16 protein-coding genes are annotated in these 20866 nt (G+C 43.3%); 6 read left to right on the top strand and 10 right to left on the bottom strand.

The genetic code is table 11. The features are described 5' to 3' along the window. Position 1 precedes the first annotated feature (1 nt). On the bottom strand, positions 2-1471 hold the full coding sequence (locus KP803_RS02215; protein ID WP_248007193.1) for a sodium-dependent transporter: 1470 nt from the start codon (positions 1469-1471) through the stop codon (positions 2-4). A gap of 474 nt (positions 1472-1945) precedes the next feature. Continuing rightward, entirely contained in the window at positions 1946-2569 is a 624-nt protein-coding gene (locus KP803_RS02210; RefSeq protein WP_427916913.1) for an outer membrane protein, read from the bottom strand. Positions 2570-2676: 107 nt separating this feature from the next. Between KP803_RS02210 and cydH the strand changes: the two genes are divergently transcribed. Continuing rightward, positions 2677-2766 carry a cytochrome bd-I oxidase subunit CydH gene (gene cydH / locus KP803_RS02205; RefSeq protein ID WP_248007192.1) on the top strand — a complete coding sequence of 30 codons (90 nt, stop codon included), beginning with the start codon at positions 2677-2679 and terminating at the stop codon, positions 2764-2766. A gap of 13 nt (positions 2767-2779) precedes the next feature. Next, positions 2780-3970: a patatin-like phospholipase family protein gene (locus KP803_RS02200; protein WP_248007191.1), complete on the top strand. Its 1191-nt coding sequence runs from the start codon at positions 2780-2782 to the stop codon at positions 3968-3970. Between the two features lie 91 nt (positions 3971-4061). Here the strand turns inward: KP803_RS02200 and pyk are convergent, their stop codons facing one another. Then, positions 4062-5507: a pyruvate kinase gene (pyk, locus tag KP803_RS02195; RefSeq protein ID WP_248007190.1), complete on the bottom strand. Its 1446-nt coding sequence runs from the start codon at positions 5505-5507 to the stop codon at positions 4062-4064. A 261-nt stretch (positions 5508-5768) separates the two neighbouring features. On the opposite strand from pyk, the gene mlc reads away from it, so the two are divergent. Further along, positions 5769-6986 carry a sugar metabolism global transcriptional regulator Mlc gene (mlc, locus tag KP803_RS02190; RefSeq protein ID WP_248007189.1) on the top strand — a complete coding sequence of 406 codons (1218 nt, stop codon included), beginning with the start codon at positions 5769-5771 and terminating at the stop codon, positions 6984-6986. A 120-nt stretch (positions 6987-7106) separates the two neighbouring features. Continuing rightward, positions 7107-8054, top strand: a complete 948-nt coding sequence (locus KP803_RS02185) for a chemotaxis protein CheV (RefSeq protein WP_248007188.1) — start codon at positions 7107-7109, stop codon at positions 8052-8054. Positions 8055-8342: 288 nt separating this feature from the next. Here KP803_RS02185 and KP803_RS02180 read toward each other — a convergent pair whose 3' ends face one another. From KP803_RS02180 to KP803_RS02165, 4 genes are all read right to left on the bottom strand, one after another. Beyond that, positions 8343-11474 carry an error-prone DNA polymerase gene (locus KP803_RS02180; protein WP_248007187.1) on the bottom strand — a complete coding sequence of 1044 codons (3132 nt, stop codon included), beginning with the start codon at positions 11472-11474 and terminating at the stop codon, positions 8343-8345. A gap of 23 nt (positions 11475-11497) precedes the next feature. Continuing rightward, positions 11498-12961 (bottom strand): Y-family DNA polymerase, encoded by a 1464-nt coding sequence (locus KP803_RS02175; protein WP_248007186.1) that lies wholly within the window; start codon positions 12959-12961, stop codon positions 11498-11500. A gap of 2 nt (positions 12962-12963) precedes the next feature. Further along, on the bottom strand, positions 12964-13641 hold the full coding sequence (gene imuA, locus KP803_RS02170; RefSeq protein WP_248007185.1) for a translesion DNA synthesis-associated protein ImuA: 678 nt from the start codon (positions 13639-13641) through the stop codon (positions 12964-12966). A gap of 192 nt (positions 13642-13833) precedes the next feature. Continuing rightward, positions 13834-14574: a YciK family oxidoreductase gene (locus tag KP803_RS02165; RefSeq protein ID WP_248007184.1), complete on the bottom strand. Its 741-nt coding sequence runs from the start codon at positions 14572-14574 to the stop codon at positions 13834-13836. A gap of 109 nt (positions 14575-14683) precedes the next feature. On the opposite strand from KP803_RS02165, the gene sohB reads away from it, so the two are divergent. Further along, a complete protein-coding gene (gene sohB, locus KP803_RS02160; protein WP_248007360.1) occupies positions 14684-15742 on the top strand; it encodes a protease SohB in 1059 nt (352 codons plus the stop codon). 85 nt (positions 15743-15827) lie between these two features. Here sohB and rrtA read toward each other — a convergent pair whose 3' ends face one another. Beyond that, the gene (gene rrtA / locus KP803_RS02155) at positions 15828-16388 is read right to left on the bottom strand and encodes a rhombosortase (protein WP_248007183.1); all 561 of its coding nucleotides are present in this window, start codon (positions 16386-16388) and stop codon (positions 15828-15830) included. 3 nt (positions 16389-16391) lie between these two features. Here rrtA and KP803_RS02150 point away from each other — a divergent pair, with 3 nt between their 5' ends. Continuing rightward, positions 16392-17039, top strand: a complete 648-nt coding sequence (locus tag KP803_RS02150; protein WP_248007182.1) for a tRNA-uridine aminocarboxypropyltransferase — start codon at positions 16392-16394, stop codon at positions 17037-17039. Positions 17040-17050: 11 nt separating this feature from the next. Here the strand turns inward: KP803_RS02150 and KP803_RS02145 are convergent, their stop codons facing one another. Together KP803_RS02145 and KP803_RS02140 are read right to left on the bottom strand one after the other, a co-directional pair. Continuing rightward, the gene (locus tag KP803_RS02145) at positions 17051-18370 is read right to left on the bottom strand and encodes an anti-phage deoxyguanosine triphosphatase (RefSeq protein WP_248007181.1); all 1320 of its coding nucleotides are present in this window, start codon (positions 18368-18370) and stop codon (positions 17051-17053) included. A 29-nt stretch (positions 18371-18399) separates the two neighbouring features. Continuing rightward, a complete protein-coding gene (locus tag KP803_RS02140; RefSeq protein WP_248007180.1) occupies positions 18400-20844 on the bottom strand; it encodes a bifunctional diguanylate cyclase/phosphodiesterase in 2445 nt (814 codons plus the stop codon). Positions 20845-20866 lie beyond the last annotated feature (22 nt).

Here is a 20866-nt window from a genome sequence, read left to right as displayed (position 1 = left end):
ATTAAGCTTCCTTCTTGCTAGTTAGGTTGATAATCACACCACCGAGAAACAGTAGCGCTAATAGGCCCCAACCAAGCAGTAATAGATCCGATTGAGCGTAGCCACCATAGCCTTCTGATAAAGTTGTCTTTAGCGTATTAAAGACAATGACTGCAAGGATGGCAGGGCTAATAAAGCGCAGGCAAATTTCGAACCAGCTGCCAATCTCAAAATCAGATACTTTGTTAACGTAACTACGAACGTTTGAAATTTTAAATACCCAAACCATCAGAAGTAGTTCGACAAAACAGCTAACGACAATACCGATGTTGTTGGTGAAATAATCGACTAAATCAAGTAGTAGTAGACCGCCATTCGTTGCGAAGGCCAATGATACTACAGCACCCACGCCACAAACGATGGTTGCAGCTTTTTTACGGCCCCAGTTTAGTTTGTCAATGATCGCTGATGTTACGGCTTCAATGATTGAGATGTGAGAGCTTAAACCCGCAATTGTCAACGCTAAGAACAGCAGTGGACCTAAAATGTACGGTGCCGGGAGTTCATTAATTGCTGCTGGCAGAGTAACAAAGGCTAAACCAACGCCTGCAGACACAACCTCGGTTAACTCTTTACCTTGTTCATGAGCCATGTAGCCAAGGATAGAGAAGATCATGATACCGGCCAAAATAGAGAAGCCACAGTTAATCAATACCGTCATAAAGGCATTGTTATTGATATCAGACTTTTCTGGTAGGTAGCTAGAATATGCAAGCATAATAGCGAAACCGATACTTAGGGTAAAGAAGATTTGACCATAAGCGGCAGCCCAAACCTTGAGATCCCAAATCTTGCTAAAGTCTGGTTCAAATAGGTAGTTCACACCATTAAGAGCACCCGGTAGGAAAATCATACGACCAATGAGCAAAAGCACCATAATAAACAGTACGGGCATCATTATTTTAGCGGCACGTTCAATACCAGATTTAACGCCGCCAACGATCGCTGCATAGGTGACACCCCAAGCAATTAGCATGGCACCGGCAATCTTCCACTGTATAGAACCTAGGTTAGAAGGGGAGTTGTCACCAAGCTTTAGATACTCACTAAAGAAGAAGGCATTGGTATCTGTCCCCCAGCTTTGAGTAAACGACATACCTAAGTATGAAATTGACCAACCAATAACCGCGACATAGTAGACGGCGATAGCGGCGGCAATACCCACCTGGAACCAACCTAGCCACTCAAATTTATTGTGAATTTTAGATAGGGATATCGGTGCTGAGCCTCGATTTCGTTGCCCCATACTGAATTCCATGATCATAAATGGAATACCAGCAGTCAGCATTGCAAAAAGGTATGGGATAAAAAATGCGCCGCCACCATTCTCGTAAGCCATGTAAGGGAAACGCCAGATGTTCCCAAGACCGATTGCGGACCCTACTGCAGCTAAGATAAATCCAGCTCGTGATCCCCATTGTTCTCGCTTCATAATAACTCCTTTACAATCTCCTGAGGAATGAAGCTTTTCTTGAGCATGCGTGTAGATAAAAAGGAAGGCAAATTAAGTCATCTAAATATGACTTGAATGGCTGCTCTATCATCCGTGATATCGCGCAATATTAGATTTATATTCTAACTGCTGTGAGAAAACTCAGAATATTGTTCTTAATTGTTTTAAATGTGTTTGCGTAATCTGAAATAATAAACTACGCGTTGACTGGGAGGTTACCGAGTTATCGAGGTGAGTGCAATATAATATATATGGATAAGAGATTACCTTGCATTGATAAACTGTTGATTTTTTCGTGATAAATTAGGGTTATATGTCGTCAAGTTGGTTTTATTTGGCGTTATTGGTCTGCTTGTTGTTTTTTCAGTGGTTTAATTGACTTATTTGGCATTTAGGGCGTATGACTGGATTTTCGCCACAATAACGAATTAATCGACTGTATAAAGATCAAAGTTAGAAACGTACGACTAATCCAATGTTGGCTGAGAATTGATTCATCCAGTCAGTTTTGAAGCGAATGACGCAAGACTCGTCGGTTGGAAGGTTACAAATCCCAGTTGTTTCATTATCAACGACAGTCCCTAACCAACGTAACTGGCTGTTAAGTGATATTGTATCGTTAATGTCATATTCAATGCCTCCAAACATGCTTGCTGAAAACCCATATTTATCGCTGGCCCAATCCACATCGACATAAGACGCCCCAAGACCAACGCCAACGTAAGTTTTTACTTTATCTCGTACCGGGTAGTAAATACTGCTTTGAAAGTGCAGGTATTGAATCGTACTTTTTTCATTGAGTGTTTCTATTTGGCTATTTTGGTTGCTGTAGAACAGCCCGATGCGGCCTTTATCTAACGTAGATTCAAAAGTGAATGCGAAACTTTCTGAGTTCTTTAAATCGTATTCAACATCGTCTTGATCAATAACGGCACCACCCCCTGTATAGCCAACCCATGGAGTTAGATAAAAGTCAGCATAAGAGAGTGGAGTTATGAATAATGCACTCAACCACACGGCAGTGACTGTAAAAGACTTAAAGAACTGATTCATAATGATCCACTTAAACTGTTGCATATATAATCAATTGTGAGGCTAACAGCATAATTGTGCACGAAAAATACACATAAATTGAAGATGCTTCACAGTGCTGTTATTACTTTTATATGCACAAGGAGGAATTTATGGAACAAGATTTAAAATACTCGCTTCTCATCACCGCCATTATTCTTGGAGTCTTGGCAGGATTTGGAGCGATTGTTATCACTCACTAGCGGGGTGTTTTCTATGAAAAATTGTGGTGTGGTAACCAACCTTACCAAAAGTCTCGATCTTCAACAGTTTTCCCAATATGTTAGCGGGAAGCATGCTCTCGTCGCTCAAGGAGGGGGCCAGCGTAGTATCTTTACTGCTGGTGTCCTTGATGCGTTTTTGATTTCAAATTTTGATCCTTTTCATGAGTTTTACGGCACCTCCGCAGGTGCGTTGAACTTATGTGCGTATATCTGCCGGCAAAAAGGGTTAGGTCACTCCTTCCTCACTGAGCTGACCACTGATCCGCGATTTTTTAACCTATTTCACTATATTCGTCGTAAACAGTATTTAGGTATCGAGTGGGCGTTAGATACGATCAGTAGCCATCCGTATAAACTTGATATTGATATGGGACGGCTTGTTCTTGGTGAACGTAAAGCTTTTGCAGCAGTAACGCATGCGACAACGTTGCACGATCATTATTTACCTATGCTTCAAGACGATTGGTATAAGGTCATGGTTGCAACCTGTGCCATACCGAGGCTTTACCCTAAAGAAGTCATGATTGGCGGGGAAGGTTATGTAGACGGTGGTGTTTCAGCGGCGATCCCAGTCCAACAGGCGTGGAGAAATGAAGCCCGCTGTATCGTAGTTATACGCACAGAAGGTGCAGACCTAGACTCTGAGAGCGATCTTTTGACTGATCAGCCTAGAGACGTTGTGTGGTATCGAGAATCACTCAATTCTATTCAAGAGCAATGGCAAGAGAAAGTCGGGCGTTGGAAATTGGATTGGAATGTTTTTTTTCAACAGCAAGTCGAAAAATCAAAACAACAGAAATTGGATCACAGGCATTTAGAATCCATCAATGGAGGTCGATGGCTGTTTGGCGCGGACGACATTTATCGCCTGAGTCACCTCATTGGTGACAAGTTTGACTCGGGTTTGACGGATATGCTGATGGCACACTATCAAACCTATTCATTAACTCAAGACTTTCTGCATCATCCGCCGGATGACTGTTTTATCGTTCAAATTAAGCCGGATAGCCCATTAAAATCCAACTCTTTGATGAGCAATAAAGACGATCTTTTGCATGATTACCAACTTGGTCTTGATGCGGGTTATCAGTTTGTCGACACGCATGTTGAAGTCACTTCTGATAATGAGATAAATAGAGCCTTGTCGGGTATTCAACTCCCTTGTAGTTTCGATGAGAGCTGAATTCATAGAGCGGCTTTTTGAGTAGGACCTAGCGATATGTTTGGCTAGGCCCTAAGTAAACGAATAGAACGGAAGATGGTTAACGATCGAGTTACGTTACCGCTAAGATTCTAAGACAGTTGGTGGACCCTGCTACATCCATAATATCACCTTGGGTCATGATTAAAATATCACCAAACTCAACCAGCTTTCGTTCCTTCAATGACTTTAACGCCTCAAGCGCGACATCGATACCTGACTCTTTGGATGTATCAAAATAAAGAGGCGTCACGCCACGATATAAACTACATCGGTTCAACGTCCCCTCATTTCTCGATAAAGCGAAGATAGGCAATCCTGAGCTCAGTCGTGACATCATCAATGCGGTGCGCCCAGACTCTGTGAGAGCAACCATCCCTTTAATACCTTCCATATGATTTGCAGAGTAGATCGTCGCCATAGAGATGGTTTCCTCTGCGGTCACAAAGGTTCGATCAATGCGGTAGCTTGAGGTGCTCTCTAGTGCCTTTTTCTCCGCTCCCACACATACTTCAGCCATCGACTTCACCGTTTCGACAGGGTAAGAGCCTGCTGCGGTCTCCCCAGATAACATCACGGCATCAGTCCCATCTAAGACGGCATTGGCTACATCCATAACCTCAGCTCGTGTTGGCATAGGGGCGTTGATCATTGACTCCATCATTTGCGTTGCAGTAATCACAGTGCGGTTAAGCGCTCTCGCACGTTGAATCAGCTGTTTTTGTACGCCTACAAGTTCAGGGTCACCAATCTCAACACCTAAATCACCTCTGGCTACCATAACGGTGTCTGATGCCATGATGATGTCGTCAATATTTTCTAACGTTGCAACGGTTTCAGCTCGCTCGACCTTTGCGACAAGATTAGCTTCAAGGCCGGCATCTCGTGCGAGGCGTCTGGCGTACTTCATGTCTTCACCATTTCTTGGGAAAGAGACGGCTAAATAATCAACCTTGAGCTCAGCGGCAAGTAGAATATCTCTTTTGTCTTTTTCTGTGAGAGCGTCAGCAGAAAGGCCGCCGCCTTTCTTGTTGATGCCTTTGTTGTTTGAAAGAGGTCCACCAATAGTGACAACAGTATGAACTTTATTCCCTTCAACTGACATCACCTTCAGCTGCACGCGTCCATCATCAAGAAGAAGAATGTCATCAGGCTCAACATCATTTGGAAGTTCTTTGTAATCAAGCCCAACAGATTCGCTATTACCTTCACCTTTACCTAAATCACTATCAAGCGTGAAGCGGTCCCCCTGTTCTAGGGTGATTTTGCCATCTTTAAATGTTGAGACGCGGATCTTTGGTCCTTGTAGATCACCTAATATGGCGATGTGTATACCAAATTTAGCGGCGATGGCTCTTACTTTTTCCGCGCGGATTTTATGATCTTCGGCAGTGCCGTGTGAGAAGTTCATTCGAACAACATTTGCACCTGCTTTAATAATTTCGAGTAAGTTATCGTCTTTATCGGTGGAAGGGCCAAGAGTGGTTACTATCTTTGTTCTGCGTGTCGCTGGGGTCATCCTGTTCTCCTAAATTACACGTAACCTTTACAGTATATGCGGTGTTTAAAGTTTGGGATGTCGAATTAATGATAATCAATAGGAACAGCGAATTAGTTCGCGCTCATAAAAAAGTTTTAGAGAAAATTAGGTCCACAATTCGACATCTTCCGCAAAGATGAGTTTTTCTCCGTGATACTTGTCACGGCAATATATCAAAGCACTTCACAATTACTTCGCAAAGTAAAAAAATTAATATGTTGTTGAATTTTGGAGTACATCATGTACATCGCCCAACCCGGTCACATTGATCATATTAAGCAGGTTAATGCTGGTCGAGTCTATAAACTCATAGACCAAAAAGGTCCTATTTCTCGAATCGATTTATCGAAAGAGAGTGCGCTTGCACCTGCAAGTATCACAAAAATCACTCGTGAGTTAATAGAGTCTCACCTTATTCATGAAACGACAGTTCAAGAGTCGACAAGTCGTGGTCGACCTGCTGTTGGTTTGCAAGTGAATAATCAAGGCTGGCAGTTCTTATCAATGCGTTTAGGTCGAGGCTATTTGACGATTGCGCTTCATGAGTTAGGTGGTGATGTTCTTATTGACACGAAAATTGATATTCATGAGCTAGACCAAGAGGATGTTCTTGCCCGTTTGCTGCATGAAATTGATGAATTTTTCCAAACCTATTCAGAGCAGTTAGACAGGGTGACGAGCATAGCGATTACGCTTCCTGGGCTTGTTAATTCAGAAGATGGCATTGTGTTGCAGATGCCTCATTACAATGTGAAAGATTTAGCGTTAGGTCCTGAAATCTATAAAGCAACAGGATTACCTGTTTTTGTTGCTAACGATACTCGTGCATGGGCGTTGGCGGAAAAGCTTTTTGGGCACTCTCAAGACAATGACAACTCTGTGTTGATTTCGATTCACCATGGGTTAGGTGCGGGTATTATTTTGGATGGCCGCGTGCTACAAGGTCGTCACGGTAATATTGGTGAGCTTGGTCATATTCAAATTGATCCGAATGGTTCACTGTGTCAGTGCGGTAATCGAGGTTGTCTTGAAACGGTGGCAAGTTCTCAAGCGATTAGAGAAGAAGTGGCAAGACGAATAGCCAATGGGGAAGAGTCTGAGCTTAGTACCCAGGAAGAGATGACATTAGAATCAATTTGTTCTGCTGCTGCCAATGGCGATCCTTTAGCTGTTGATGTTATTGAAAAACTCGGCCGTTATTTAGGGGCTGCTATTGCTATTGTGATTAATCTATTCAACCCAGAGAAGATTTTGGTTGGCGGTGTTATTAATCAAGCGAAAGATGTTCTTTACCCTGCAATATCAAAGTGTATTAAAGAGCAAAGCTTACCTGTTTATCATCATGACTTAGAGTTAGTGGAATCGCGCTTTTATAAGCAGGCTACCATGCCTGGTGCTGCACTAATTAAGCAAGCGCTGTTTGATGGACTACTCTTAATGAGAGTCATCGAAGGCTAGCTCACGATATTCAATGGTGAAAAGTATGCCCACGTGACGTAGCTGTTGTGTGGGTTATTTTTTGTCTAAGGCCCATACTATGGACTATGTTATTTATAGACCAGTAATCCGAGAGAATGTATGTCCGGAGTTCTTAATTCAGTTGATCAACGAACTAACCTAGTTGGAGAAAACCGTCTAGAGCTATTGTTGTTTAGCTTAAATAGTCGACAGATTTTTGCCATCAATGTATTTAAGGTCAAAGAGGTGCTTAAAGTGCCTGTTATGACTAAAATGCCCGGCTCACATCATAATATTACAGGCGTTGCATCTTTGCGTGGAGAATCCGTTCCTGTGATTGATCTTCGTAGCTCTATTGGTTTCCCGCCGGTGAGAGGTGAGGAGCAAGAGCAGAATTTGATCATTACTGAGTACAATCGGTCTACTCAGGGGTTCCTCGTGGGACAAGTACGAAATATAGTCAATACCGCATGGACAGAGATACAGCCACCACCGAAAACCACCGGAAGATCTAACTATCTGACTGCAATCACTCACATCGAAGAGGAGGGACAGTCTCATATCGTTGAAATTATTGACGTAGAAAAGGTACTCGCTGAGATCATTGATTATGATGTCTCAATCTCTGAAGGGATCTTAGATGAAGATCTAGCCTCGCAAATGATTGGTAGAAATGTGTTGATTGTTGATGACTCTTCTACGGCGAGAAATCAAGTGAAGGGAACACTGTCGCAGCTTGGCTTGAATATCATAGAGTGCAATGATGGTTTGGAAGCTTTAAATCTGCTCAAATCTTGGTGTGATGAAGGCAAGGATATTTATTCTGAATTACTGTTGATGATAACCGATGCGGAAATGCCAGAGATGGACGGCTATAAGCTGACTTATGAAGTTAGAAATGACCCTAGAATGAAGAATCTTTACATTACTTTGAATACATCACTTAGTGGAAACTTCAATGAAGCGATGGTAGAAAAAGTAGGGTGTGATCGCTTTATCTCTAAATTCCAACCGGATTTATTAGTTCAAGTTGCTCAAGATAGGCTGCGAGATCTTTTATCCGGCTAGATCTCATTTTATTGCTTTTTTGAGAGGCTTATTCCGTACTCTTGCTACAATTACTGAGGTTTTTATAAACCGTACTATCTGTAATCTTTTTTAAATTCCTTTTAGGTAGTTTTATTCTATGATCTTGATAGCAACAACATTAAGCATGTTATTGTGGAAAGTATGGAAGAAAAGATGCACGGAAGCAGAAGTCGAACTGTAAATAGTCAGTTCAACCACTGATTAAAAATGGGAGGTTCTCCTCCCTTTTTTATGCCTACTATTCAATGACATTGATGACGTTTAGCCCTAATGGAAGTCACGTGAGTGCGTATCAATTTGCTCAAAATGTTCCGTTAAATCAATCAAGCGCCCTGCAATGATATGCGTTACATCCCCCTCTCGCTCTAATATCCCTTTCACCATTAATACTTTTGCCGTTAAGTAGGCTTGTTTTTGTGCGCGAGCTGTCGCTTTCCAAACCACAACGTTAACGTTACCTGTATCGTCTTCTAGAGTGAGAAAAGTAACGCCGGCCGCGGTGGCTGGCGATTGTCTTCCCGTCACTAATCCAGCAACGGTAATCATTGATTGATGCGCTTTTTGAGTGAGGTCTTTTTGGCGAGTAAAGGGGCCAAGAAGCTTTGAATTATCAAGTAAGGTAATGGGGTGCTGAGTTAAAGAAACGCCCATAGAGGAAAGATCCTCAACCAATATTTGCATATCATTTGGGGCTTCGATTTGAGGCTCATTGCCTTGATAGCTGCTATTTGGATTAGTGTTATTTTGACAATTGTTGCTTTGAGTATGGCTATCTTCATTGATGTGTTGAAAGAGTGGCAGGTCGGTGATGGAGTCCATCATGCTCCAACGAGCCTGATAACGATTATTAGCAAATTCATGCATCGCATCTGCAGATGTCAGTAATTCAATATCACGCTTGTTTAACCCAATATGCTGTAATTGGCTTGGATGCTGGTAACCATGGCTAGGTCTCGCTTTACTGAGCTGACGTATACCATCTGTGCTGAGCCCTTTTACTAGGCGAAACCCTAGGCGAATGGCGAGTCCAGATGGCCCACTTACTACGGTATGTTGATGATTAGAGTGATTAACACAGACGGGCAAGATGGTAATGCTGTGTCGCTTTGCATCTTGAATCAGCTGTGCAGCGCTATAGAAGCCCATAGGTAAACTGTTGAGCAGCGATGTGTAGAAGGCTTCTGGATAATAATATTTTAGCCATGCTGAGCAATAAGCTAACACTGCAAATGACGCCGAGTGGCTTTCCGGAAAACCGTATTCACCAAATCCACAAATTTGTTCGAAGATGCGTTCGGCAAACTCTTTTTCGTAACCCCGATCAAGCATGCCATTAATCAACTTCGTCTTGAACTTAATCAGTTCGCCATTTTTTTTCCAAGAGGCCATGGCTCTGCGCAGCTGATCGGCTTCACCTCCTGAAAATCCCGCGGCAACCATCGCGAGCTTAATGACTTGCTCTTGGAAAATAGGCACTCCCATTGTCCGTGAGAGAACTTGTTTTACTTCGTCAGATGGGTAAGTAATAGGCTCTATGCCATCACGTCTTTTTAAAAATGGATGCACCATATCGCCCTGTATGGGCCCAGGACGTACAATCGCGATTTGAATGACTAGGTCGTAGTAACAAGTGGGTTTAAGCCGTGGCAGCATACTCATTTGCGCTCGTGACTCTATTTGAAACACGCCAACGGTATCGGCTTTCTGAATCATGTTATAGACATTTGGCTCGTCTTTTCTTCGTGTAATGTCGGCAATAGAGAGTGATTGACCGTGATGCTTTTCGACCAAAGAGAAACATTTTCTAATGGCCGTGAGCATACCCAGTGCTAAGACATCGACTTTGAGTAATCCAAGGCTTTCAAGATCATCTTTGTCCCATTGAATTACTGTGCGCTCCTTCATTGCCGTATTTTCAACCGGCACCAATTCATATAATGGGCCTGAAGAGATAACGAAGCCGCCCACATGCTGAGACAGATGGCGTGGAAATCCCATGATCTCGTTAACCAATGAGATAAATTGCTCACCTTTGAGCGACTCAGGCTTTAACCCAAGCTCGATGAGTTGAGCCTGCCAGCCGAGTTGATGATCCCTTCGATTGATATTTTTGATGAAAAAATCGAGTTGAGTTTCATTGATTCCTAATGTTTTACCTATGTCTCGAATGGCGCTTTTTAAGCGATAGGAGATCACGGAAGCGGCGAGTGCAGCACGCTCTCGGCCATACTTTTTATAGATATACTGAATGACCTCTTCACGACGTTCATGTTCAAAATCAACATCAATATCGGGCGGTTCATTACGCTCTTTACTAATAAATCGCTCAAATAACACTGAGACTTGTCTTGGGTCGACGGCTGTTATTTCAAGGCAATAACAGACAACGGAGTTTGCCGCGGAGCCTCGACCTTGGTAGAGGATGTTTTGACGTTTAGCAAACATCACAATGTCGTGAATGGTGAGAAAGAAAAAAGCATAATCAAGCTGTTCGATCAGCATTAACTCTTTATCAATGGTTTGTTCAATGTGTTCTGGGGTGCCATTTGGGAAGCGCTTGTTTTTACCTTGTTCTGTGAGGGCGCGTAAATAGCCGATTGGGGTCATTTGATTGGGGATGAGCTCGCTTGGGTACTCATATCGCAGAGATCCAAGGTTGAACTTACATCGTTCAGCAATAAGGTGGCTCTCAAGAAGCCATTCCGGTTTGAACAGTTTGGACAGTTTCTCTTTAGTGCGCAGTGCTCTTTCGGCGTTAGTGAGCATATGAGGGCCAATCGATTCTAATGTAGCGCCATGCTTAATCGCGGTTAAGGTATGCTGTAACGGCAGCCGCGTTGCCGTGTGCATAAGAACCCCACCACAGGCAACAATGGGTAGATGAAGCTCGGCGGAGAGTGCTTCACAATGTTTTATAAATGCTTTGTCGTTGGCATTAAGGTGACGCTGTAAACCAAGCCATAATCGGTGTGAGTGGTGTTGAGTGAGCCAATGACCCCAGTGATGGTCTGTTTCTTGATAGCAAGGTAGCCATAAAATGAAACAGTGTTGAACAGACAGAATATCCCATTCAGAAAGCTGATAGTCACCTTTTTCAGCGCGCCTTCTTGCGTTCGTAATAATACGGCATAGCTCAGCGTAGGCTTCTCTCGTTGGGCACAGCAGTATGAACTGGCACTCTGAATTGAGCCAAAACATACTGCCCACGATCTGCTTAATGGAGAGTTGGTGGTCTTTTATTGCGGTGTGCGCTTTTACTACGCCTGCAACCGAGCATTCATCGGTGATCGCTAATGCTTGATAACGTAAAAAGTCGGCTTGAATAGCAAGCTCTTCTGCGTGAGAAGCACCGGTTAAGAATGAGAAATTACTTTGGCAAAAGAGCTCGGCGTATTTCATAGTGTTACTCGAAGGCTGTGAGCTCAACTGAACTGGCCATGTAAAAACCACTGCTGCTTATTATCGCGAAATACCCATAACCAACGACCTTCATTGCTGCGTACGACAAAGTAGTCACGCGTGATCTGATCGCCATCCCACCAACCTGAAACAATCCTTTCGGGGCCATCAATAATGCTCACTTTTTCATATAGCGGCAGAGGGGTTGGCTCCATAATTGAGGGACGAAGACGCGGTTCTATAAGCGGGGAATGAACTTCTGGCATTGAGATAGGGTTATACAATCGTGTTGCCTTTTCTGGCCTAGGATCGTGAGTTTTTTGCGTTTTACATATCCGTTCGCTACCAAGTTTTGCTTGAAGCAGTGAGATGAGCTCAAGTTCGGTTTGTTGGGCATTGATTCCACGTGCCGTTGTCCCAGTAAAAATATCCTGAGTATGACTTTGCCGCTCACCGCCACGGGTGATTCTCAGTGTCATACCGTGAGCAGGGGCATTAAGGGTGATAGACTCCAGTGAAAGCTTGCTGAGCACGGCCCATTTTGCAGCAAAGTAATCGCCTCCCGCAGAGGTGAATGATTGGTTTTGGTCTGGGTGATCACGAAGATGTAAGGTTAAGCAAAGCTCATAGGCCACTTGGTTACGTAGGGTTAAAAAGAGCTCTAATTGTTCAAGCAGTTTCATCAGTGGTTTCTCAAGCCATAGTACATTATCAATATCAAACAGCAGTTCTAGGTAACGGTTGAACGCTTCTGGCGGGTGATAAAAGATCACAGGGTGCTTGAACTGACCAAGTAATCGACCCACATAATTGACTAATTCAATATTGAAGCGTTTAGCCAGATCCTGAAGAGGTAAAGCAAGCAGCTCTTGAAAGGTCTTAATTCCCACGCGGCTTAGTTGCTCAACCTGTTTTTTTTCTAGTTCACTAGCTGCTAGAGGGTGGGGTTTTAGTTGGGCCATGATCGCTTCTTTATCGCGATAAAGCGTATCCTTTGCGGATTTCGCTAAAACCATTGCAGAGTAAGGAGAGAACCCTGTGGCAAAGTGAAAGCGCAGGTTAAGTTTGGTGATATGTGCATAGAGAGTTTGCCAGTAGCTATCAAGGTCATGATATAGCGAAAGCATATTGGTCACTTTGAGTAACAACCCTTTTGATGGGTACAAGGTGATGTCTGAGGTTTTTAAATAGAGCCACTGGGCAATATGAGTTAACGTTTGGTGTTCAGTATCACTGTCGTAGGCGTGTACTTGTAGATCAGAGCACAGTGCCGCTGCGCTTCCTAGCCCCATTCCAACTTTTATCCCTTGCTCTTGCGCCACATTGTTTAATTGAACAATTTGATGTTTTTTCTCATCAACAATAACGAGCGGCAGCGTTAACGAACTCTGCTCAGAAGATGGCCCTTGTGAAGAAAGTGACGCAGGTGAAGAAAACAGGGCATCAAGCTGCAAATAAGGAAAATGTAAATAGAGCCAAACCTGCATGTTTAACCCTGCTTGAGTAGAGGGAAAGGGACAACAACAGGCGAATCTTGGACAAGAGTTAGGCTTGGCCACAAATGGTCCATATGAAGAATAAAGCTGCCTTGAGGCCAGCCACCTTTACGTTTTGTCACGGTGACTTCAAGCCCGTGTCGATGAGGGGAAAGCGTCATACTTAAACTCACGGGCAAAGAAAATCGCCCCTCTTGCGGGTGACGAAAAATAAACTGCAAGCAATCGCCTTCTTCACTCGCGACTTGTAGCCTTCGTGCTTGATGAACTTCAAGATCAGAGTGCCATAAGAGCACCTGCTCGCATGCACCACTTTTTAAGCATTGCTCGGCTGCCCATAGTGCATGTTGCGGTGTTTCAGGGTAGATGATCAGAACTTTTCCATGATCAACTTGCTCCGCTTCAAGTTGCTCGGCACATAGGTTTCCCGGTGGTTGGATAAAGACAGTCAATCGTTGGCTATTACTCTGTCTAATATGAGGAAACATAAGGCGAAGCTCACCAATCCCACTAAGAGATTGAATCTCAACAACACCATGCTTTGGGTAGCCGCCTTCTAGCTTCTGATCCAGAGTATCAAAGCCTGTTGAAAGGTGTTCACCAGAGATCGGAGTATGGGCGCCTTGCCATATTAAGTGATTGCTTTTTAATTGTTCGATCGTTTCATACATATCAGTACACACACAATAATTTAACTGTACATTTATACAGTATATATTATGCAGTCAGAGCAGCAATAAAAAGATCAAGATATTGGAATGAAAAAGCGTGAAGGGATGAGAGTGTTAACTTGTGTTGATCAAAAATGCCTCACTATGTTAATGAGGCATTTTTAACGTATCGATATCTGTTATTTCAAGACGTTACTTAGGCTGAGCATCAATACATTGGCCATGTAGCTCTTTACCTTCTGGTGCCATTAGGTACAGGTACAGAGGCATAATATCTTTCGGCGTTTTTAATAGCTCTACGTCTTCAGCTGGGAATGCTTTAGCGCGCATACCAGTGCGAGTACCGCCTGGATTAATCGCATTCACTCGAATAGATGAGTCAGACACTTCATCAGCGAGTACTTGCATCATGCCTTCTGTTGCAAATTTAGAGATCGCGTAAGCGCCCCAATAGGCGCGACCAACGTGGCCAACGGTTGATGAGGTGAAAGTCACACGAGCATCATCAGATTTGTGCAGCAGTGGCAGCAGGGCTTGAGTCATCAAGAACTGAGCTTTCACATTCACCTGCATGACTTCGTCAAAGGTGTCTTCACCAATTTGGTCAAACGGGCTAATCACACCGAGAAGGCTCGCGTTATGTAATACCCCATCAAGACGACCAAATTGACCTTGAATGGTTTCAGCCATATCAATGTAATGCTGCTTTGTTGCGCCTTTCATATCTAAAGGGACAATGGCAGGTTGAGCAAAGCCAGCTTCAACGATCTGATCGTAGGTTTGCTCTAATTTTTTCACGGTACGGCCAAGTAAAATAACCGTCGCTCCATGCTCTGCAAAACTCATCGCAGCTTGTTTTCCGATGCCTGCACCAGCCCCTGTGACTAAAATGACTTTATTTTTGAGGGCATCTGCAGAAACTGAATAATTCACCGTAAGCTTCCTTATTGTTATGATTTTCTTTTTTTCTTTATGATAAGACGGTTACAATAACCGAGTAGAACGAACAATACACTAATTCGCACATTTGAGGATAATGACATTGGAATTTTTGTTGGACTATGGCCTGTTTTTGGCCAAGATTGCGACTGTCGTCGTCGCGATTATTGCGATTTTAGTGATTGCTAAAGGCGTTAGTGGAAAAGGCGCAGCGAAAGGTGAACTCGAAATCACTAACCTAACTGAGCAGCATAAAGAGCGTGTCGAACAGCTAGAACATCACTTACATGATGAAGCCTTTCTTAAAGCACGTGATAAAGCTGAGAAGAAAAGCGAGAAAGAGAAAACTAAGTCTCGTGAAAAAGACATTAAAAAAGCAGTGAAAGAGGGGGAGCTTGACTCACAACGCGAACCTCACCTGTTTGTTTTAGACTTCAATGGCAGTATTGATGCCAAAGAAGTGGCGTCACTGCGTGAAGAAGTCACGGCTATTTTAGCAGTTGCACGTGAAGGTGATGAAGTGCTACTTCGTTTAGAATCTGGTGGTGGCATGGTACACGGCTATGGTTTGGCATCGTCTCAACTTGATCGTATTAAAGCGGCTGGCTTACCACTGAGTATCTCGGTTGATAAAGTAGCAGCAAGTGGCGGTTACATGATGGCGTGTATTGCTGACAAAATTATCTCTGCACCGTTTGCGATTGTTGGTTCAATTGGCGTGATTGCGCAGCTGCCTAACTTCAATAAACTGCTTAAGAAGCACGACATTGAATTTGAACAGCTGACGGCGGGTGAATACAAGCGTACCTTGACCATGTTTGGTGAGAACAGTGATAAAGCGCGTGACAAGTTCAAGCAAGAGCTAGAAGAGACGCACGGTCTATTCAAAGACTTCATTCGTGAGCGTCGTCCTGAGCTTGATCTTGAGAAGGTGGCAACGGGCGAGCACTGGTTTGGTACTCAAGCGAAAGAGCTTGGCTTAGTTGATGAGATAAAAACGTCAGACGATGTTGTGGTTGAAGCGTGTAAAGATAAGACAGTATTGTCGATTCATTATGTGCAGAAGAAAAAGATCACCGATAAGCTGGCAGGTGTTGCAGGCGAGGCAGCTGACAGTGTACTGATGAAGCTGATCAGTCGAGGTCAAAAACCGATTGTCTAAGTAGTAGCTAGAACAGTCTAGATAGCTCATCGCGATTAATGAGCGTTAATATCCACAAAATGCCTAACTTTTTGATTCTTAGTAGTTAAAAATGTTGGGCATTTTGTTTTTTATTAAAGAGACAAATTAGGCTTGCAAGCAGTAGCCCTGATAAGGCACCAAAGAGGTGGGACTCAATCGCCACGCGTGCCTCAATTAAACCGCTGGTCGCGGTGGGTGCACCGAAAAAAAACTCCCATACAATTTTCAAGCATAACCCCATCACCAGTAACCAGCTCCCTTTTCGCCCTTGTAGGCTTTCACGTAGTGCGTAATAACCAAATAATCCATGCAGCGCTCCCGACAAACCCACATAGATTTGCATGTCGGTGAATAGATTACCGATACCAACAGCGATGCAGGTGACCAGAAGAGGAATCCACAGTGTGTTTACGCTTGGTTTAAAAATAAAGCTGATGGCCCATAGTCCAATCAGGTTCATTGCCAAGTGGGCAAAGTTGGTGTGGGTGAAATTTCCTGTTAGGATCCGCCACCATTGTCCCGAATGGATTGCAGTCGCATTCCATTCGACATAGGATTGCATCGGCTCAAATTGTAAGCCAAAACAGATGACGCTGATAACAGATAACAGAAGGTAAACGCGCAAGATATGTACCGATATTGTTTACAATGTGGAAAATCACACAAAGCGTGTATTTGTCGTTGGATTAAAAGCTTACCATCGAATGTTGAATTGATCATCCTTCAGCATTCCGGCGAAAAAAACCGCCCGATGGGAACGGCTAAGATTTTGACGTTGTCGCTTGAAAATAGTGTCTGCTTTATTGGTGAAGACTTTAGCCAGCATACAGAGCTAAATAGTTTACTGGATGATTCACACTATACGCACTACATCATGTACCCATGTGACCAATCTTATTGTGTTTCATCTCTTTCAGTGAATGGTGATGAACAGAGTGGTTTAGGCCTCAATCCATCGTCTAAAAAAATCAGAGTCATATTACTGGATGGTACATGGAAGAAAGCCTACAAGATGTGGCAGGTATCCAAGAATCTACATGAACTGCCGATGCTGCATTTACCTAAAGGTTTAAAAGGCAATTACCGTATTCGTAAAGCGCCCAGTGACAACAGTTTATCGACGGTAGAGGCAGGGTATCATGTGCTTAGTATTCTGCAGCCAGAGCAAGACTTCACACCACTACTGACTGCGTTTGACAATATGATCCAGTTTTACATCAATCAAATGCCTGAAGGTGTTTTTGAGCGTAACTATCAAAAGAGTTTATCTGAATAAACTCTGACAGATTAGCTACTTGAAAAGAGCTGTTGATGAAGTCGCTGAGCATGGCCATCGGTCATCGCGGAAATATAGTCAGCAATCACACGTAGCTCTTGGCTTTGATTACCTTTTGCCAACTGCCATTTTCTTTTCTCCACCTCAGGCAATAACCGGTCGGCATTCGCACTTAGCGCTTCAAACAAATCCATGATGATCTGTTGTCCTTTGTACTCAACGACCTGAACTTGCGGTATTTGAATCACGTATTGGCTAACGAAGCGCTTTAGAATATTCAGGGCTGTTGCCATGTTACGGTCTAAGTAAGCGTTGTAAGCGAGTAATGGGCTCTGAAAGTCAGCATTAACCGATTGAATGGTAACACTGGTGAGTAGGGCGTTAACCATTCCCCCAATGGCATCTTTTCGTTGGTGGTGTTTACCTGAAAAAAGCATCTCAGTGATAGAGGCAATATGTTCTTCAAACCAAGGCTCTCCACATTCTGCTAGCTGGCTTGCTGCCGCTTCTACCCACTGGTTTCTGTCTATCATGCCTAATGCGATAGCATCTTCGAGATCATGAACCCCATAAGCAATATCATCCGCAAGCTCCATAATAGAGCAATCGAGAGATTTAAAGCGTGTCTTATTGTGCTGGCGACTAGACAGTGGTGCATTACGAAGCTCACACAGGAGCTCTTGTTCTTCACTTGATAATGGCTTAATTACCCAATCAAAAAAGTGTTTGTCACAGTCATAGATGCCTTTTGCAGGATGCCATTCATTGGCGTTTAGTCGGCGTTGGTCGACACTCGCTGTGGGTTTCTTTTTGGCTTGAGTTTGGCTAAGGAAGGCGGGGTATTTAATTAATCCAAGTAGTGCTCTTCGTGAGAGGTTCATACCGAAGTGTTCAGTGTAAGGCTCTAGTTGAGTCACAATTCGAAATGTTTGAGCGTTACCTTCAAATCCACCATGGTTCCGCATCATAAAATTAAGCGCAATTTCACCACCGTGACCGTAAGGCGGGTGGCCGATATCATGAGCGAGGCAGAGAGAGTCGATTAGGCTATCAGAGGGAAGCAACTCACGAAATTTTGGTTGTTTCTTTTTTAGCTGAGCAACAATACCAGTGCCTAATTGAGCCGCTTCTAAAGAGTGGGTTAGGCGAGTGCGATGAAAATCATTCTCGCTGTTGCCATGAACCTGAGTTTTAGCTTGTAGTCGCCTGAATGCGGCAGAATGAAGTATTCGAGCGCGATCGCGTTGATACGGGCTACGGTGATCATCGCGCCTAATTTTGTGTTCATCATCGTGCCGAGCTTGCCAAAGTGGGCTAATTTCCATATCCATTGTTATTATCCTTCTATTATGGATGGCCTTTAGTCTAATGTACGGTCATTACGATAGTTTACAAGTTCTTGAATTAAAATAGGTTTGGAAAAGTAGTAGCCCTGACCGAGATTGCATTGGTATTGATTAAGTTTGCGGTATTGATCTAAAGACTCAATACCTTCCGCCACTACTGTGAGAGAGTGTGAATCACCAATCGCGATGATGGCTTTAATCAAGGCATCACTTTGCTTGCTGACTAGCAGTTTATCAATGAAACTCCGGTCGATTTTTATCTCCGTTATTGGCAGATTAGACAGGTAGCTGAGTGATGAAAACCCAGTGCCAAAGTCATCAAGAGAAATCGAGAAATCTTGCTCTCTGATCTGCTTTAAAATTGGCGTGACGAGTTCTAGGTCGTTAATCAATACGTTTTCAGTGATCTCAACCGTGATGCGTTCCCTAGCAATACCGCGAGCATCGACGATGGCCGTTAAAGTATCCACAAACCCTTTAGCTATAAGCTGGCTAGGGGATACGTTAATAGATAGTGCGATACTATTAGCGCCATTAGGATAGTGTTCAATTATCTGTTGGCACGAACGCTCGATGACAAACTTTCCAATATCATGGATAAGGCCAATTTCTTCTGCTTTACGAATGAGCTCTACAGGTGATACATGCCCTAGCGTCGGGTTTTCCCAGCGGATGAGTGCTTCCACGCCCTCTAGTTTCCCGTTGCTCAGAGCAATCTGAGGTTGGTAGACCATGGAGAGTTCGTTACGTTCCAGCGCACAACGAAGCTCTTTTTCTAAAGTGAGTTCGTATTGGACTTGTTGATTGATGGATTCATCATAAAAAAGAATTTGTCCTTTTTTACGGGCTTTCGAAGTGTAAAGTGCGGTATCTGCCTTAGCGATTAACTCCTCAGAGTCTCGCGCATCTTGAGGATAGATGGAGACACCAATGCTGCACGTTGATGAAATAACTTTACCAGCAATAAGGAAATCACTTAGGAAGGTCTGACTTATTTGTGCGCCTTTTTCTTCAGCTTCTAAGACGCTAGAGAGATTAGAGAAGCAAAATACAAACTCATCCCCGCCAAACCGAGCGACAATTTCATCTTGATTGAGCAAGGTTTCAAATTGAGCCCCCACTTTTGCCAATAGGCGGTCACCGATTGAGTGTCCAAAAGCATCATTTACTTTTTTAAAATCATCGAGATCAACGAACATGATGGCAAGAGACTGACCATTCAATTGACATTTTTTAATTTGGCGATCAATAAACTCAATTAAGAACAGTCGATTTGGTAATTCGGTTAGGCTGTCATGCAGTGCGAGATATTGAAGCTGGTTTTTGGTTTCTTCTAGCTCATGAAAGTCTTGCTTAATCTTATGTTGTAAGCGTAAAAATCGATGACCAACCGCATTCCCGATAAATAAAGACAGAGCCGCCAATACCAGAGAAACCACTATCCCTAAAAAAGTGATTTTCAATACTTCTTCTGAATTTTTTTGCTGGATCAACGCTTCTCTTTCTGCGAGAAAACCATCGATTTTTTCGGTATACACACCAGTACCGATTATCCAGTCCCAATCGGGCAGATAATTTACATAGCTGATTTTATCGGGTGTCATGGTCCCAATAGGGGTATAACTGGACTGGTATTCGACAAAACCGCCGCCACTACGCGCTTGATTGATTAGCTCCTGTATGTAATACGTTCCGTTACTATCTTGGGCGTCCAATCTTCCTACCCCTATAAGGGATTGATTGGGGTGTGAGAGCAGTTCCCCTTTACTGTTCATAATAAAGATGTAACCGCCTTCACCATAACTATAATCCGAAAAACGTTGTATTAGACGATGTTGAATATCTTCTTCGACATCCACAACATAATCGCCAGCTCCGATAAACCAGTTAAAAGGCTTAAATAGCGAGAGGTACCCGATTTTGTCAAATTCCTGATCGATGGCGTCTGGTTTCACCCACCACCAGCGGTGAAATGCTTGTGTTTGTGTTTGAGCTAGCTCTGCTGAATCTCTGATGACAAAGGCACCGCGGGCATCTTGCAGATCCCAAAGAGATTTCCCTTCTACATGAGGCAAAATGGGGTGCATAACATTGGTACCGTCGAGCTGGTAGATGAAAAAGTATCCGCGATCATTATTAAAGCGTATCGGTCTTAGAGCATCTGTGATCATTTTACTGACGGTAGATTTATTGAGATGTTGGTTTTGAGCATAAATATTATTTGCCGCTGCTACTGCTTCATCAACTCGGTTTTTAATATCGTTTTTTAGGATTCTCTCTGTGTTTGATTTTTCAAATTCGATTTGTTCTATGACATTTGCCACTCGGTATTGGATCGTGTCACGTTGTGTTTGATAAAACCCAGTATGAAGGGTGGCGAGATCCTCTTTCAAAGCCGTTCGATTGGCTGATAACACGATAGTAACGAGTACCAAGAGAGAAAGTCCAATTATGACCATTGGTAAGTACTTTATTAATCGC

The organism is Vibrio amylolyticus, assembly GCF_023145695.1.
In the GTDB taxonomy this organism is placed as follows: Bacteria; Pseudomonadota; Gammaproteobacteria; order Enterobacterales; family Vibrionaceae; genus Vibrio; species Vibrio amylolyticus.
Note: the sequence above shows the minus strand (reverse complement) of the source record. Positions and strands in the feature narration are given on the sequence as shown.